Below are 15,328 nucleotides of genomic sequence, written 5' to 3' on the forward strand. Positions count from 1 at the left end.
ATCATCCCCCCTTTTACTGTTAGGTTATGAATGAATACATAGTTATGAAACGGTAATGAATCTATTCTATTACAAAAAATATTATCGAAATCTATTATATGGTAAGGCATTTTTAGAGAGCACAAAAAAAACACCCTAAGGTGCCTCCGACTTGAGAATCATATATATGTATGGAGAAATTTAGAAAAGAGAAGGTTCTAACTATAATTTATAAAGCTATTATGCCATGAATTACATACATATTTCCTTATTTACTGGGAGCAGAATCCCGTTATATTACTTTCTGATCAGTCTCGTTAAAGCCATCCCAATAAATCCAGCCCCCATCCCTATTAGCCATCCAGCATGCGTATCGCCTAATATAGATCCCACTCCTCCGCCAAGAAACATGCAGCCAACAAATACTAATCCTCCAATTCCCCAATTCGGCTTTTCCATAATTCAATCACATCCTTTCAATAAAACATATGCTTTTAGCTATCTAAACTTTCTTGCATAGGATAGTTAATTTTTTTGCTTAAGTTTAGCATTTTCAGAGGATTCATAAGATGCGAAGATTGAACCATTTGAATGAATTACAGAAGGTGAATTTCATTTTTTCATATTAAATAACTTAAGAATGTGTTCCACAATTTATGACTCACCCCACCGCTATCCGGTTCAGAAAAGAAAGCAAACACGAAAATTATATGCATCATTGACTACTGTTAATGAGACGTTATGTTAACCTCACATGAAGACCCTATTCATCCAAATTTACACAAAGTTGTCCTTGCTGATGGTACAATTAAAATCATGGAGGGATATTATGGGAATTTTTTTGTAATAACACTACTTCTTATAAAAGGCACTGCAATATTCTTATTTTTCTTGTCTGTTTCACCAAAAATTAAGCCTAAAAACCTATCTTCAATAATGATCTGTTTCGGGATAAATCTAATCATAAGTCCAGCGGCTTTTCTTATAGGTTGGATAGCTGATTATGCAGGTGTAGCGGCTAATTATGGGGCTTATTTTGTGGGTGAGTCGGCAACAGCCCCTTCTCTAGTTAGTCGTGCACTTTATTTTTTGGGAGGATTTCTCTTTATTCAGGGAATTCCACTGCTCATACTACTTGCAGCTTTTTCGAAGTTTGCTAGAGCAAAGAAAATAAAACAAGTATAGAAGGATGAGTGGATGCTTTTTAGAGTAGGGGTCCGCTTTTTTCTCGCTACCAATAATAGGATTTCATGTCATACAATGGATTTAATATTAGAAAACTGTGAGGATGATTACGTTGATAAAATTTTTAATTAGTTATGCTGCAAATCTGTTTGCTTTTATTTTTGGATGGTTCTTGATTTCATATATTTCTCATCCTAGCTTTATTCACCCGAACGTTGTATTAGGATTCATTAAAACGATCTTCACTTATGGTAGTATACCGGCTCTTGTAGCCTGTCTAATTGGGGAAGTGTTATACAGGAAAATCAAACGATGTAGAGAATTTCAATTTGGAATTCCTATATTTATAGGACTAGCAGTTATCTATACACTTATACCATTTCTTTTTCTTTTTCCTTTTAATTTTTCCCATTTCTTTGATTTCGTTGCACCTGTTATTATGGGGTCCTTAGCTTTTTATTTAGTACGTAGAAAAATATAATTAACTTCAAGAGTGTGACAGAAAGAAGCCGGAGTGAGTATAACCATACAGAGCTCAAAGAACGCATCAATTCTTGCGAAATCAACAAGAAAAAGCATTTGTGGACTCTAGGTTTAAACAAAATGAGAACAATCAAAATGCCCCCATTGCTTCTCTTAAAAGAAGAATTGAAAAGCTAGAGAAAAAGAATAAAAGGTTTGAAGAAAACAAAGTAATTGCGTGAAAAAGGAAATGGAAAGCTTACTGATTACTTCATAAGGTTATAAAATTAGGACCGTACATATTAGACATATCTAAAGTGTACGGTCCTTTTGTTTACTAGTGGTTCACTTATCTAACCTAAAGATAAGTATGTGGTCCTTTTACCATTTGAATTTCTTTTTAAGCTTCTTATATTTTCTATACGAATGTCTAACAATGTTTAACATAAAATACGGTATTTTAATAGGGAAAGGGAATTTATAAATGAAAGGCAAATAAAATATAAAATATGCCTTTTCTAGGTCTCTCCACTTACTATCTTCTTTTGTTTTTAAGAAATCAGATACATCGACTACATATCCCCTTCCGTTTTCCATCATCACATTTTTCCCATGAACATCACAAGGAGTTAATCCTTGTTCCCTTGCATACTCTAAAGCTTCATTTATATCAAGGATCACCTGCTTAGGAATTTTAATTCCCTTATGAAGGGCGTCGTATAAGGTAATTTCTTTTAAACGTTTCAATACTATGAAATTTTCTCCTTTATATATAAGCTTCGAATAAGAAGGATGATTTCCGATTCTTCGGTATACTTCTGACTCTTTTTCAATTCCTTCTCCTTCTCGTGCGTAAACTTTCACTACCCAATCTTTATATTCTTTGTGCATAAATACTGCGGCATAATTACCCATCCCTAAACACTTCCAAAGTCTAGGAATATCTTTAACTACTACAGGCTCAAATTCATCCTCACTTCTTATACTTACCTCTTTTAATAATTCGTCCTTTATCGATCCCACAAAACTGTTTATACTCATCATTTCCACTCCGGTTTTGTTAAAAGGGGTCCCACCCACATTTTAACGAAAATATACACTAAGTGAATTTTAGCATAAAACGAGTCATCTTTTTTCTGAAAATAAAAAGATGACTCGTTTTATTTTAACTGTTGAATACTTAATATTTATTCCGCTATTCATAGCTAAAAACCTTACAACATAAAATATTTCCAACTATTTAGGTATTTTCATTTTTTCAAAGACAACCGTATAAGAGCTTTTAACAGAGGCCTCCCCTCATATCTCCTTATAGGGAGAATGATAAAGCTTTTTTTATTTACCCAATTACCGAGCTCTCAAATGTTTTAAATAGTTACAATACATGTATTGCTTCAACAATATATGATCATTCTTAAGAATGTCATTGAAATGTACCAATAGATGTTAGAAATTGTGTTATGATGTGAGCAAATATAAAACTATCTAACGGAGGGATTCACATGCCGCATGTTGTGTTTCGTGGAATTACTACTGAACAATTAAAACGCATAAGCAAGCCATTAGTAGAAGAGCTCGCAGAGATTTGTGAGTGTGGTACGGATAATTTTACGTTGGAACTACCAAGTTCTACGTTTGTATTCAATGGAGAAGAAATAGAAGCGTTTCCTCTTATTGAAGTGAAATGGTTCGAGCGTGGACAGGAAATTCGTGATCGATTTGCCAAGGCCATTACTACATATGTAATGGATTTTGGACTTCCAGAAGTAGAGGTTGTATTTACGGTTTTCACAGAATCAGCGTATTATATTAATGGGAAGCATTGTGCAAGTTAGAGCTATTTGAAAGATTTTTGTAACATTTATAAGGGGTAGAACCACATTGCCATCATGCTAAGAAAAGCGAATATCCAAACACAAAAAAATGAACTCAATTCTCATAGACAACTAGCTGTGAAGAGATAAAATTTTTGTTTGGGGGACATCAAAATATTAGCTTGATGGTGTTGTAGCGGTCCCCCTTTTAAAATAGTAGAATATAAACATGAAAAAACTCCTAACAAATTTCGTTAGGAGCTTTTTCAAATACGCGATATTTTTTTAATCTTCATTATTGATTTCTATTGTACCTGTTCTAGCACTAACTTTTAAACTATTTAACAGATTATCAGGTGTCTTGATTTCCACTTCATATTCAAATGTAGATTGTGCTAAGTTGTCATCTTCTAATTCGAATTCTTTTTTCACATTCATAATTTCTCCATTTGTATGCGCTAAAGAAATTTCACGAACTTGTTTCTCTGTGTAGTTTTCATTCTTTTTTGCATAATTGTAACCCATACCATAATATCCACCAACAATAGCAATACCACTTACTAAAATAGCAATTACACTTATCATTATTTTCTTTTTATGTTTTAACATTTTCATCCACTCCTTAATAATTAATCATCTATTCCAAATCTTGCTTCAAGCGCATTTTCTGCTTGTTCTAATTGATCTTCCAGTGTATCGTGTTCTCTTTCTTGCGCTTTATATTGTTCAATAGTTATCGTTCCGGCGTGATAATCTGCTTCAAGCTGATTATCAGATAGATCTATCTTGTCATCTAATTGATCAATTTCTTTTTTTGCTGCAAAGTACGTATTTAAGTTTTCTTCTTTAGCTCCAACTGGTTTCGTGTTATTTGCCTTTTCAACGATAGATGTGACTTCGTTTTTTAAATCTTGTATTTGCTTCGTATCATTCGTAGCAGGCACTGTTTTGTGTAGTTCTTGTTGTAGTTGAGAACTTTCTTTTTGCAATGTATCATTTTCCACTTTCAGTTGTTGTACTTCTGTATTGTTATCAGCTTGAGTAGAACAAGCTGTTAAGAATAAACAAGACATTGCTCCAATCAACATCCACTTTCTCATTCTGTTTTCCTCCCTTTACATGTGCACCTTATCCTTGCCTTTATATTACTGAACAAACATTAAAGGAAGATTAATGTACAAAAAAATAAAATGATATAATTAAATAGTTTCTAATCTTTCTTTAATGTTTTGGAATTATACTGATACATATTAATAAGAAGAAAAGGAGAATGTTAATGCGAGTTCTTATTGTCGAAGATGAACAAGACTTACAAAATATATTGGTAAAACGATTAAATGCAGAACATTATAGTGTCGACGCATGTGGGAATGGAGAAGATGCCTTGGATTATATAAACATGGCTACCTACGATTTGATTGTACTTGACATTATGATTCCCGGAATAGATGGTTTACAAGTATTACAAAGATTACGCGCGGACAATCATACAACTTCTGTCTTGCTTCTTACAGCTAAAGATACAATTGATGATCGCGTAACAGGACTCGACTTAGGTGCGGACGATTATTTAGTAAAACCGTTTGCTTTTGACGAACTGTTAGCAAGAATTCGCGTGTTAATGCGAAGAAATACAGGAAACACATCTAATGTGTTTGAAATCGCTGACCTAGTGGTAGATTGTAATATGCATAAAGTAACAAGAGGAGACCAAATTATCACTCTTTCCAGTAAAGAATTTTCTATTTTAGAATATATGATTCGTAATAAAGAAGTTGTGTTGACACGAGATAAAATTGAGCAACATGTGTGGAATTACGACTATGAAGGTGGCTCGAATATTATTGATGTTTACGTCCGCTATCTTCGCAAAAAAATTGATAGCCAGTTTGAAACGAAGTTAATTCATACAGTACGAGGAACTGGTTACGTATTGCGAGTAGAATCATGAAAAGACTATCAATCAAAATGAGAGTGACCCTGTGGTATACAGGGCTAATTATAATTATTATGGCATTCGTGTTAGCTTTTATTTTAACTTCTTCAGATCAAGTTTTGCTTTTTAATATGAAAAATCAATTGAAGAGCACAGTAAAAGAAAGCATGGAAGATATCGAATATAAACATGGACAATTAAAGATGGACGATGATTTTGAAACATTAGAAGATGGAGTAAATATCATCATTTATAATAAACAAGGTGAGCTGCTCGCAGGAAATAGTCCAACAAGCTTTAATAAAAAAATATCGCTTAAATCCGATGAAATACAAACCATTAAAGACGGTAATAAAGAATGGATTGTATATGATTTTCTCCATAATGCAGGTGGCGATGAGCAAGTCTGGATTCGTGGAATAATGACTATGGGCCAATTATCATCAACGATGAATACACTTATCGTGATAACACTCATCTCATTCCCATTACTTATTCTCATTGCCGCAGTGGGAGGATATTTTATTACACAAAGAGCGTTTCGACCTGTGCAACAAATGAGTGATTCAGCTAGTAAAATTGGTGATGGTAAAGACCTTTCCAAGAGAATTCATTTACAAGGTTCACCGAAAGACGAAATGTATCATTTAGCACAAACCTTCGACAAAATGTTTGAGCGATTGGAGACATCATTTGAAAGTGAAAAACAATTTACATCTGACGCATCTCATGAATTAAGAACACCAACATCTGTTATTATTTCGCAATGCGAATACGCATTATCGCAGAGGGATAATCCGAAAGAAATGGAAGAATCGCTAGAAGTAATTTTAAAGCAATCACGTAAAATGTCCGCGCTAATCTCACAACTTTTATTATTAGCAAGAGCTGACCAAGAAAACCATAATACTTTCCAATTTGAATGTATCAATATGAGTGAATTAACGGAAATCGTTGTAGAAGAGCTTTCATTAATGGTTCAAGAATCTTCGATTGATATAACAACTCATATAGAGGAAGACCTGTTTATGAAAGCAGATCAAACATTGATGATGCGTTTATTAATGAATTTATTGACGAATGCGATTGCTTATAGCAAAGCGAACGGCACTGTGCATATGCAACTGTTCCGTGATGAAACCAACATAATAGGTAAAGTCTCCGATAACGGCATAGGCATCAGTGAGCAACATATTACGAAAATATGGGACCGCTTCTATCGAGTTGACGCAGCAAGAACATCTTCAAACATCGGAAACACAGGTTTAGGATTATCGATGGTAAAATGGATTGTCGAACTACATGGAGGAGAAATTACGGTTGAAAGTGAACTAGGAGAAGGCAGTACTTTTACATTTAAACTACCAATTGAAAAACGAGAATAATTTATGAGTGTCTGTAGCTTCAGAATAAAGATCGATTCAAAAGCTCTCTTCAATCCTTATATAAAAGTAACCGATGCATTTTAATCAGCATCGATTTTATCATTTTTGACAACCTGTTCTGTTCAGTTGATATGCATATGGAAAAATATCGAAATAAAACCCCAGAAATCCAAAGGTCTCTGGGGTTTTATTATATATTTAGCTCTTTTTGCTTTTTGTTTTGTTTATGTCTATGCAGCAATTTTCGGCTTATGAGAGAAATCAGTAATAAGATCAGTACTAGTGCGAAAAGTTGCATAAATGATAAATTAAAATATTTAGCACCTGTAACGATTAAAAGTGTAGAAATCGTACCTTTTACAATGAAAAAAATAATAATCCATAATCCGCCTTTTTTCCAGTTCATTTTTATATTACCCTTTCCTACGTTTAAATTCTTAAATGGGACACCTTATTAGAAATCTATTATATTAATAAAAAAGTCATGTCTAATTAAATGCGACGATTCCATAATAAATGAAAATGATATTCAATGTCAATTTTATTGACTATTTGAATACTTATTTTTCATCTCAATCTCTTTCCAATTTGTTTCTTATAGACAATGAGCTCTTGTCTTCAAACAAAAAACACCTCCATTGAAATTGCACACTTAGTATGCAATTTCACGAGATGTTTTTTCATGTACCATCAAGTAAGATTTCCTGCTTTGTTTATTCGTCTAAGTTTTTGATACGTACCTATTTTCTAGTACACAATAACTGGATCATACGTGTTCAAACTATCATACACAGTTTTCGCAACGTTAGGAAGAAGGTTCACACACCCGCCTGATCCTCCTGTTAAATAAGCATTATTTGCCCAGTCTTTTCGCCAGCCTGCATCATGGAATCCTTGACCGCTATTTGTGAATGGAACCCAGTAATCTACTTTAACTGCATAATCAGCTTTACCTACTGCGCTTCCTTTCAGCGTGTATGGTGTTCGTTTATATAGAACGTACCACACACCTGGTGATGTATCTTCACTCGTGCTATGTTTACCAGTTACTACATTTGTTGTGACGACTAATTTCCCATCTTTATAAATCCAAATTTGTTGATCTGCAATGGAAACTTCTGCGTATGTATCTCCGATGCCATTATTCGATGTTGTTTTATAGCCGATCCCTTCCTTCTCCCAACCATTCCCGTAAATATTAGAAGCAGAAAGCGATTTTTCGCCTTTCTCAAAGGCTTGTTGAACTTGTTTTGTTTCTTTTTCCACATCTAGTGCCCAGCCGTATCCTTGTCCTTTTACTGATATGACTGAACCAGAATGTGTTTTAAAAGCGAAGTCTTTATGTAATGTAGATTTTGCCTTATTAATTTCAGCAACCTTATTCTTAATTTCGCTCGCATCGATTGTCACTTTCATGTCCTTTGACATAGAGGCATTTTGAATTAAATCTTTCGCTTTTAATGAATACACTTCATCCTGCACTTTATAATCAACGGACTGCCCAAGAAGATTCTGTAATGCTTTCTCTTCTTTTTTGATGATTGGATCGTCTTCTTTAATAGGCTGTATGTATGCAGACTTTAGATGAATTTCGCTTTTATGCTTCTGCTTATCGTAATCTTTTAGTAGATTCGTAACATCATATTGTTTTCCATCAACGCTCTTCGAAATTACAACTTTTCCTTGTTCGAGCTTCGCCATAGCATCTTGAGGCGCTTTTAATTTTTCATTCATAGAAACAAGCTTTTCTTCTACAAGTTTTTTCATCGTTTCACTACGATACTGATCCGCTTTTTCCGGTAGCAATGAATAATCTTTTTCCTTTGAGGAAGGGAAAAATGTCCACTGGCTTTTTAATAGTTTCTTAACTTGTGGCAAATCTTTTTCCGTCAGTTCCGTTTTTGTATCTTGTTCATCTAAAATTTGTTGTTGATCAATATAGATCTTGTTTGCTAGTCCAGATGTTTTTAATTCCTGTATTGCCTGATCAGCGCTCAAACCACCGACCTTTGTATCATTAATCGTAACATTTGAATTGAAGTGAGTTGCCTGGTAATAACTCATTCCCCCAATAAGAAGTGCAATTATACCGCCACCCGCTGCGATAAGCTTCCAATTTGTAAAACGTTTTTTTGATCTTACTCGTTTTTTCTCAACTTCTTCAACTGATTCATTTACTGTATTGTTATTCATTAATCTTTCCCCCGTATACATTAACGTCAATCGATTTTAAACCAAAACCATTGAATAGTGTACCTTATTTCCCCTGAAATTTCATTGTTTTTAACAGATTTCATCTCATTTAATCGATTAAAGTTAGATTTTTTAATAGACAGATACATTAAGATGGTAGATAAAGTGAAAAAAGGACCATATCAATCGAGCTACTACGGGTCCCTCGCACTCGCCGAATTTTGAAGGGCGACACTACTTAACTTGGTAAAATAATTTTCGGATGGTTCAAATCAGAGGAAGGCACCATAGAATGTCTATTATTTATGAAAAATATCCACAAAAAAAGGACTACATGTAGACTCTTTTTTGTGAATATTTTAATGTCGCATTTTTTATAAATTCAAATGCAAACTATGCTTCCCGCTTTTCACCAGGTTTCACAACCTCTACTATCAGCCTAACGAATTTCACCTTATGATCTTTATCATCAACAATTTCAAGTTTCTTTAAAACTATTATATATGTTTGTACCACGCTTTGTTGATACGTTGAATCTTTACAGGTGTTGAAGTTTTAGACTCATTCTTTGGTGTAATCCTATTATTAGAACATCCTGTAATGGTGAGACAGCATGTAGCCAATAAAACTAATAATATTAATTTCTTCAAATAGCCACTCCTATATAAGGAAAATATTATATTGAGAAAATTAAACATAACATCGAATCTTTGTAAAAACAATATATTTCCTAGTATTATTATTCATTAGCGGATTAATGGTCACCTTAAGGTTCTTTTTTTGCACTTATAAGCGTAAAACCTCACGCTCATCAAGTCAATATCCAATTTCCATTTTATCCTATTCTCAATGTTTATTCCAATATAAAAAGATAGCTATTTTTGTTGAAAACTACGTATCTCCAAAAATGAAAATATGAGATGAATTCCTATAACCCCATATACGTTTATTCAGCTAACTTCTTCCCTGTAACAATCTGAAACAAAGTGGCTGCATGTTTCCCTTCTAATTGAGCATACTGATTATCCCCCGCCTTAATTTCCAATTTCTCCTTATTAGTGCTTACCCAAATTTGATACAACACAGCTTTCGCCTCTATTTTCGGATTTTTAAATTGAAAAATAAAGTGATAATCAGCTGGCCGAGACATTTCCACTTTTTTATTTTCAAAATTAGTATCATTTAATATTTTCTTTACTTGCAACACTTCGTTATTATCTTTCACTACCTTAAGATCTTCATATTCATTATCACCAATATGTTTTTGCACTTCGATTCTTTGATCTTCATTTCCTGATATATTTGAACAGCCAGTTACTATGAATATACAGATAGCAATAAAAACTAGAGACCAATTTCTAACTCTCATATGAATACCCTCTTTTCAATACAAAATATCTAACATTGTAAAATAAAGGTAATTATTCTAAACTTAGAAATATAAACAATAAAGAGGAAGGAGTGTCGTTCTATGCAGTTACAAACATACACTTGGAAAAGTTATACGTTTCTCATTGTAAGTATATTCGTTACTATTAACCTCTTTCTCTTCTCACCTATTTTAGACAGAGTTGGAGTAGAATATGTCGCACCTTTCGCCTACTTCATATTAGCTTCCGCTATTATAGCAATCCCATTAGCAGTCGTCTCTTTTTGTAGCCGAGCTGAGAAGAAAATTTTAGCCATTATCGGTTTATGTTTTACCCTATTTAACACAGCAATTATTTTATTTTTCCTTTGGTTTGGTTACCATTTCGCTTAAGTGAGATATAAATAAATTCCATAAGCCACGAATAAAATTAACAGAATAGAAATGCTAAGTACCGTATATATGATCCACTTTAAATTTGAACTCATATAATCTCCCTTCTCACCTCACGATAATTCCATTATATAACAAAAAAGCATTGGATACCCAATGCTTTTCATACTTACGCAAATAAAGATGTATTCGCATATAACGCTGGTGAACCACCTGAATGTACGAATAAAATGTTGTCTTCTTTATTAAATGTACCTTTTTTAATTAAGTCGATTAATCCCGCTACCGCTTTACCTGTATACACTGGATCGAGTAAAATACCTTCTGTTTTCGCAAGTAATTGCACTGCTTCCACCATTTCTGGTGTTGGTAACGCGTAACCTGGTCCTACATATTCATCAAAGCATGTAACAGCTTCGCGCGGGATAAAGTTCGGAATACCAACGTGAGCTGACGTTTCCTCTACAAGTTTTACTACTTTCTCTTCTTGTTCTGCTTTTCCTCTACTTACGTTGATTCCGATTACAGGAATGTGACTTTGTGTTCCAGCAAAACCAGTAATTAAACCAGCGTGCATACCAGCACTACCACTTACGCAAACAACTGTACTGAAATCAATTCCTTGGTCAAATGATTGTGCCATAATTTCTTGCGCACAAGCAACGTATCCCATTGCACCAGTAGGATTTGATCCACCAACTGGTATTACATATGGTGTATTACCTTTTTCACTAACTTCTTTTGCTACTTTATGCATCTCTTCCATAAGATCTGCCCCGTTTGGTACGACAATTACATTTTCAGCACCTAGTAAATGATATAAGAAATAGTTTCCGTTAAAGTCTGGCTTCTCTTCTGGCTCAAGCCCTTCTTCTAATACAAGAATACATTTCATTTTTTCTTTTACCGCAGCCGCAAGTGTTAGACGGCAATGGTTTGACTGAATACCACCAGCTGTAATTAACGTATCTGCACCTTTTGCCTGTGCATCCGCAACTAGAAACTCTAACTTTCTCGTCTTATTACCACCAGCTGTTAAACCAAGTAAATCATCTCGTTTAAAATAAATAGTCGGCCCACCAAGTGCTTCAGAAAAATTGTTTAATTTTTCAATTGGTGTATATGACTCTGTATATTTTTTTCTCGGGAATTTAGCTAAATTCATAAATAACGCTCCTTTTGTACTTCTTTCACAATGTATGTAACGATACTATTATTGCATGTAAAAATGATGAAGTCATCTTTCTGGGGTAAAAATGTATTGGAATTCGGTTTTGGTTAGCGAAATTGCACAAACACTTCGGATTTCAATACGGTACATGAAATTATATTAATGATTTTAACCTAATTACGGTACATGAAATTTATATCGACGATTTTTCAAATATATCGTTCATAACTTGAAATATATCAACGATTTTTTCAATATATCGACTTGCCAACAAAAAGTGACAAAACAAAAAGAGCCCACTCATTCAAAAGTAGGCCCTTACCAATCACTTATTTGCCGAAAATCGAAGAAGCTGCGTTAATCCTGGTTCTAAATTCATTTCGCCTTTATGGCGTACGTATACAATTTTGTCCCCATCAATTTTTGGTGGATTTCCTGGATTATACGTATGCCACTCGTCCGTTCCTTCTATAGAGTACTCCATGTATTCTGTTGCACCGACGATTACATTTTTACTATCATCAGCGGTTACATTCGGTGCCATTTGTGCAACTTTCGAATCACTAATTAATAATTTTTTTATTTCCTTATCACGTTTGTAATCGTAAGCTGTCACCATTACATCGCTACCGTATGCTTTCACTTGCAACCCTTGTTTAAATGAATAGCCATCAGGAGCAGTCTTCTCTCCGCCATTTGGTCCAGCTGACATCCAGCCCGTTTCAATCCCGCCCGTATTTACAACCGTAAATCCTTTATTATCTCCGCCTGTAATTTTCTTTTTACCAGCCCAGTCTGGTAAGTTTAAATCCCAATGCGTATGACTCGTGAAGAAAACAACTTGCGGATAGTCTTTTAATATATCGTACAACTTATCAACGTTTAAATAATCTTGTAAATACGGATTTTGTCTTGATCCAGATACTGTATCAGGTAAAACGTGATGAGAGAAAATGAAGATTGGCTTATTTTTATCTTTTTGACTATATTCTTCTAAATTTTGTTTTAACCAACCTAATTGCTCATCACTCATAAATACTTCATCCCACATTTTTGAATCGTGGTATTTCATATATTTTTCAGTTCCTAAAAATAAAAGCGGATAACCGTCTAATTCTTTTTTATGATATACCTTTTCTTGCCCGCTAAATTGTAAGTAGCGACCAAATAGCGTTTCTTCCGTTACACCATTTGGCCATGTACTTTGAGAGAGCTTCCCATCAGCTGTCCATTTACCAGCATAAAACTCATGATTCCCAATAGTTGACCATACATTTTCTGGATGCTTATTTTTGTTTAACACACGCTTCACATCATCATATTGTGACTGTTGTCCGGTTGGCGTTATATCCCCATTCATAATAAGCGCTCTAGAAAGTGGTGTCACTTTGTTCATATCCTTTAATACGTGATCAAAATCCCCTAAATCCCCTTGAATATCACTAATAACGTTAAAAGTTGTAGCTGATTTTCGGCTTTGCTCCTTCCCTTCCGCATGCACTGAAAATGTCGGCAATAATGCCGCCATAACTGCTAACGAAGCAACTGTCTTTTTCATACAAATTCTCCCCCTAATAAATAATTGTACAAACTGACATATTCTGCTTTCTCTTAGGTGCTTGTCCAATTCACATTATAGGGGGCGATTGTAAATGTAAATTGGTTAAAAAATTAAGTGTTTTTTAAGAGATTTTGTCTTTTCATTGCACTCCACAATTCGAGATTCGCGTCAATCTAGCTTTCTAGCCTTTAACATTACATACATGTAAATTTTGATGTTAAATCTTTTCGTTTCATACGTTGTTTTTTATTACTTCTAATTTTCGGGAACAATCCACTAATTAATAATGTTATAATCCATACTATTATTAGAATAAAATTTATTGTATTACCGGAATTCAAGCTGAAAACTCTCCACAAATAGGCAGTACAAAATACGAGGATAGTAGTAATAGTAAGTAAAAATGTCCTAACTATTAATCCGATGTAGGATCTCTTCTCTTGCTTAAAAATGAACGTTCTTCTACCTTTGTACAATCTAATCACAAATAGCAGCAAATATAAACCAAGTGTAGCTCCAATAACAATTGATGTAATAGAGTTGTTTTTTCTCTGCTCAGCTAGAGAAAAGTAACTTTCAGGTAATTTTCCCGTTTCATATTCAATCCATACGTGGTAAATATCCTGTCTTAAGTCTATACCACCCTCACTATTCGTAAGGATTACCAATCCATCCTTTGTATTAGGAATAAAACCATAAAAAGAATGCCACCCTCGATTGTCACCAGAATGATAAAGTAATTTCCATTGATTAGATAGTTTTTTTTCAAATATACCTAAACCATTCTCCCCTAATACCGGCTTTTGCATTTCCGTAACACGTTCACTTTTGATGACACCATTCCCTTTATTATTTGCATCCATGCTTGCAAGTATCAATGTCATCATATCGGTAACATTTGTCTTAAGACCTGCAGCAGCCTGTTCGGTAAATTGGTAACTAGGGAGCTCCTCTCCAAAATATCCATAAGCTTTCGACAGGTTATGGTTTTCAGGACGTTGTAAGAATGAACTAGATTTCATTCCTAAAGGTTTCATAATTTGTTCTTCCATATAACGATCAAACGGTATTCCGGTAACCTCTTCAATTACAAGTTGTAAAATTGTATATCCACCACCAGAGTAAATTGTTTCTGAACCTGGTTTATTGGTAACCCCCACTGGTTCATTAAGCCATCCTTTTCCAGACAGAGATTCCTCAATAGAGTCAAGATGTTTCCCTGGTACAACCCCGAGGTATCCTTTATGTGCAGACAGCCCTGCTGTATGACTTAACAATCTTCTTATTGTGACTTCATTATTATTAAACTCTGAATTAGGTAATTTCCATTTGGTCAGATATTTTCCAACGGGATCATCTAGTAATAAACGTCCTTCATCTACAAGATGCAAGATTCCCCACGCTGTAAGGTTTTTAGATATGGAACCAGCTTGAAACAAAGTATCATCACTCACCGCTTTTTTTGTCTTTTTGTCTACATAACCATAGTTAAGTGTATAAGCAATACGCCCCTCATGTACAATCCCTATTGCAACCCCTGGCACCTCATATTTCTCCTGCCATTTTGGTACCTGTTCATCCATCTTTTTTTTGAAATCCTCTATACTCCTATTAGTCAACGTGCCCGATTCCGCCCTCACCACATTTGTAAACCATGCTTCATTCGTAATAAATATACAAATGATGAAACATAAAATACTTTTGCATATTATCGATGCTTTTTGTCTATTCTTCATTTGCTCCACCCCTTTTTTCAGAATATTCTACCCATCAATCAGAGTATCCCATTCTAATATCCCGTTCTATCGATTTTTATTACTTAACCTTACAAAATTGTAATAAAAATCAAAAATATGCATAAAAAAAGACACAGAGATTTC

At 34.2% G+C, this 15,328-nt stretch carries 16 protein-coding genes; 6 read left to right on the forward strand and 10 right to left on the reverse strand.

From position 1 onward, the window contains the following. Window positions 1-276: 276 nt before the first annotated feature. Window positions 277-438 (reverse strand): hypothetical protein, encoded by a 162-nt coding sequence (locus J0835_RS15475; protein ID WP_170930143.1) that lies wholly within the window; start codon window positions 436-438, stop codon window positions 277-279. A gap of 357 nt (window positions 439-795) precedes the next feature. On the opposite strand from J0835_RS15475, the gene J0835_RS15480 reads away from it, so the two are divergent. After that, window positions 796-1,164, forward strand: a complete 369-nt coding sequence (locus J0835_RS15480) for a hypothetical protein (RefSeq protein ID WP_087981560.1) — start codon at window positions 796-798, stop codon at window positions 1,162-1,164. A gap of 103 nt (window positions 1,165-1,267) precedes the next feature. Continuing rightward, a complete protein-coding gene (locus tag J0835_RS15485) occupies window positions 1,268-1,645 on the forward strand; it encodes a hypothetical protein (RefSeq protein ID WP_087981187.1) in 378 nt (125 codons plus the stop codon). 362 nt (window positions 1,646-2,007) lie between these two features. Here J0835_RS15485 and J0835_RS15490 read toward each other — a convergent pair whose 3' ends face one another. After that, window positions 2,008-2,667, reverse strand: coding sequence for a serine/threonine protein kinase (locus tag J0835_RS15490; RefSeq protein ID WP_087981188.1), 660 nt, complete (start codon window positions 2,665-2,667; stop codon window positions 2,008-2,010). A gap of 461 nt (window positions 2,668-3,128) precedes the next feature. On the opposite strand from J0835_RS15490, the gene J0835_RS15495 reads away from it, so the two are divergent. After that, on the forward strand, window positions 3,129-3,461 hold the full coding sequence (locus J0835_RS15495; protein ID WP_001120967.1) for a DUF1904 family protein: 333 nt from the start codon (window positions 3,129-3,131) through the stop codon (window positions 3,459-3,461). A 264-nt stretch (window positions 3,462-3,725) separates the two neighbouring features. Here the strand turns inward: J0835_RS15495 and J0835_RS15500 are convergent, their stop codons facing one another. Together J0835_RS15500 and J0835_RS15505 are read right to left on the reverse strand one after the other, a co-directional pair. Further along, window positions 3,726-4,049 carry a PepSY domain-containing protein gene (locus tag J0835_RS15500; protein WP_087981189.1) on the reverse strand — a complete coding sequence of 108 codons (324 nt, stop codon included), beginning with the start codon at window positions 4,047-4,049 and terminating at the stop codon, window positions 3,726-3,728. A gap of 20 nt (window positions 4,050-4,069) precedes the next feature. Beyond that, complete coding sequence (locus tag J0835_RS15505; protein WP_087981190.1) at window positions 4,070-4,540, reverse strand: hypothetical protein; 471 nt, start codon at window positions 4,538-4,540, stop codon at window positions 4,070-4,072. Window positions 4,541-4,716: 176 nt separating this feature from the next. Between J0835_RS15505 and J0835_RS15510 the strand changes: the two genes are divergently transcribed. Beyond that, entirely contained in the window at window positions 4,717-5,391 is a 675-nt protein-coding gene (locus J0835_RS15510; RefSeq protein ID WP_087981191.1) for a response regulator transcription factor, read from the forward strand. Beyond that, on the forward strand, window positions 5,388-6,761 hold the full coding sequence (locus J0835_RS15515; protein ID WP_087981192.1) for a sensor histidine kinase: 1,374 nt from the start codon (window positions 5,388-5,390) through the stop codon (window positions 6,759-6,761). Before J0835_RS15510 ends, J0835_RS15515 begins: the two co-directional genes overlap by 4 nt. A 190-nt stretch (window positions 6,762-6,951) precedes the next feature. Here the strand turns inward: J0835_RS15515 and J0835_RS15520 are convergent, their stop codons facing one another. The 3 genes from J0835_RS15520 to J0835_RS15530 form a co-directional block, all read right to left on the reverse strand. Beyond that, window positions 6,952-7,167 carry a hypothetical protein gene (locus J0835_RS15520; RefSeq protein WP_048559906.1) on the reverse strand — a complete coding sequence of 72 codons (216 nt, stop codon included), beginning with the start codon at window positions 7,165-7,167 and terminating at the stop codon, window positions 6,952-6,954. Between the two features lie 341 nt (window positions 7,168-7,508). Then, complete coding sequence (locus J0835_RS15525) at window positions 7,509-8,954, reverse strand: L,D-transpeptidase family protein (RefSeq protein WP_087981193.1); 1,446 nt, start codon at window positions 8,952-8,954, stop codon at window positions 7,509-7,511. 946 nt (window positions 8,955-9,900) lie between these two features. Beyond that, entirely contained in the window at window positions 9,901-10,323 is a 423-nt protein-coding gene (locus J0835_RS15530; protein ID WP_087981194.1) for a hypothetical protein, read from the reverse strand. Between the two features lie 102 nt (window positions 10,324-10,425). On the opposite strand from J0835_RS15530, the gene J0835_RS15535 reads away from it, so the two are divergent. Beyond that, complete coding sequence (locus J0835_RS15535; protein WP_087981195.1) at window positions 10,426-10,716, forward strand: hypothetical protein; 291 nt, start codon at window positions 10,426-10,428, stop codon at window positions 10,714-10,716. A 169-nt stretch (window positions 10,717-10,885) separates the two neighbouring features. Here J0835_RS15535 and J0835_RS15540 read toward each other — a convergent pair whose 3' ends face one another. The 3 genes from J0835_RS15540 to J0835_RS15550 all read right to left on the reverse strand — a co-directional run bounded on the left by J0835_RS15540 (window position 10,886) and on the right by J0835_RS15550 (window position 15,184). Beyond that, the gene (locus J0835_RS15540; protein ID WP_087981197.1) at window positions 10,886-11,881 is read right to left on the reverse strand and encodes a D-cysteine desulfhydrase; all 996 of its coding nucleotides are present in this window, start codon (window positions 11,879-11,881) and stop codon (window positions 10,886-10,888) included. Window positions 11,882-12,212: 331 nt separating this feature from the next. Further along, a complete protein-coding gene (locus J0835_RS15545) occupies window positions 12,213-13,445 on the reverse strand; it encodes a DUF4073 domain-containing protein (RefSeq protein ID WP_087981198.1) in 1,233 nt (410 codons plus the stop codon). 197 nt (window positions 13,446-13,642) lie between these two features. Continuing rightward, window positions 13,643-15,184: a serine hydrolase domain-containing protein gene (locus J0835_RS15550; protein ID WP_087981199.1), complete on the reverse strand. Its 1,542-nt coding sequence runs from the start codon at window positions 15,182-15,184 to the stop codon at window positions 13,643-13,645. Window positions 15,185-15,328: the final 144 nt, after the last annotated feature.

This window comes from Bacillus cereus group sp. Sample62, assembly GCF_036851315.1.
Lineage (GTDB): Bacteria > Bacillota > Bacilli > Bacillales > Bacillaceae_G > Bacillus_A > Bacillus_A wiedmannii.

Bases quoted from the DNA above. Each gene is read 5' to 3' on its own strand.
- J0835_RS15475 (WP_170930143.1), bottom strand. From the start codon at position 438: ATGGAAAAGCCGAATTGGGGAATTGGAGGATTAGTATTTGTTGGCTGC.
- J0835_RS15480 (WP_087981560.1), top strand. From the start codon at position 796: ATGGAGGGATATTATGGGAATTTTTTTGTAATAACACTACTTCTTATA.
- J0835_RS15485 (WP_087981187.1), top strand. From the start codon at position 1,268: ATGATTACGTTGATAAAATTTTTAATTAGTTATGCTGCAAATCTGTTT.
- J0835_RS15490 (WP_087981188.1), bottom strand. From the start codon at position 2,667: ATGAGTATAAACAGTTTTGTGGGATCGATAAAGGACGAATTATTAAAA.
- J0835_RS15495 (WP_001120967.1), top strand. From the start codon at position 3,129: ATGCCGCATGTTGTGTTTCGTGGAATTACTACTGAACAATTAAAACGC.
- J0835_RS15500 (WP_087981189.1), bottom strand. From the start codon at position 4,049: ATGTTAAAACATAAAAAGAAAATAATGATAAGTGTAATTGCTATTTTA.
- J0835_RS15505 (WP_087981190.1), bottom strand. From the start codon at position 4,540: ATGAGAAAGTGGATGTTGATTGGAGCAATGTCTTGTTTATTCTTAACA.
- J0835_RS15510 (WP_087981191.1), top strand. From the start codon at position 4,717: ATGCGAGTTCTTATTGTCGAAGATGAACAAGACTTACAAAATATATTG.
- J0835_RS15515 (WP_087981192.1), top strand. From the start codon at position 5,388: ATGAAAAGACTATCAATCAAAATGAGAGTGACCCTGTGGTATACAGGG.
- J0835_RS15520 (WP_048559906.1), bottom strand. From the start codon at position 7,167: ATGAACTGGAAAAAAGGCGGATTATGGATTATTATTTTTTTCATTGTA.
- J0835_RS15525 (WP_087981193.1), bottom strand. From the start codon at position 8,954: ATGAATAACAATACAGTAAATGAATCAGTTGAAGAAGTTGAGAAAAAA.
- J0835_RS15530 (WP_087981194.1), bottom strand. From the start codon at position 10,323: ATGAGAGTTAGAAATTGGTCTCTAGTTTTTATTGCTATCTGTATATTC.
- J0835_RS15535 (WP_087981195.1), top strand. From the start codon at position 10,426: ATGCAGTTACAAACATACACTTGGAAAAGTTATACGTTTCTCATTGTA.
- J0835_RS15540 (WP_087981197.1), bottom strand. From the start codon at position 11,881: ATGAATTTAGCTAAATTCCCGAGAAAAAAATATACAGAGTCATATACA.
- J0835_RS15545 (WP_087981198.1), bottom strand. From the start codon at position 13,445: ATGAAAAAGACAGTTGCTTCGTTAGCAGTTATGGCGGCATTATTGCCG.
- J0835_RS15550 (WP_087981199.1), bottom strand. From the start codon at position 15,184: ATGAAGAATAGACAAAAAGCATCGATAATATGCAAAAGTATTTTATGT.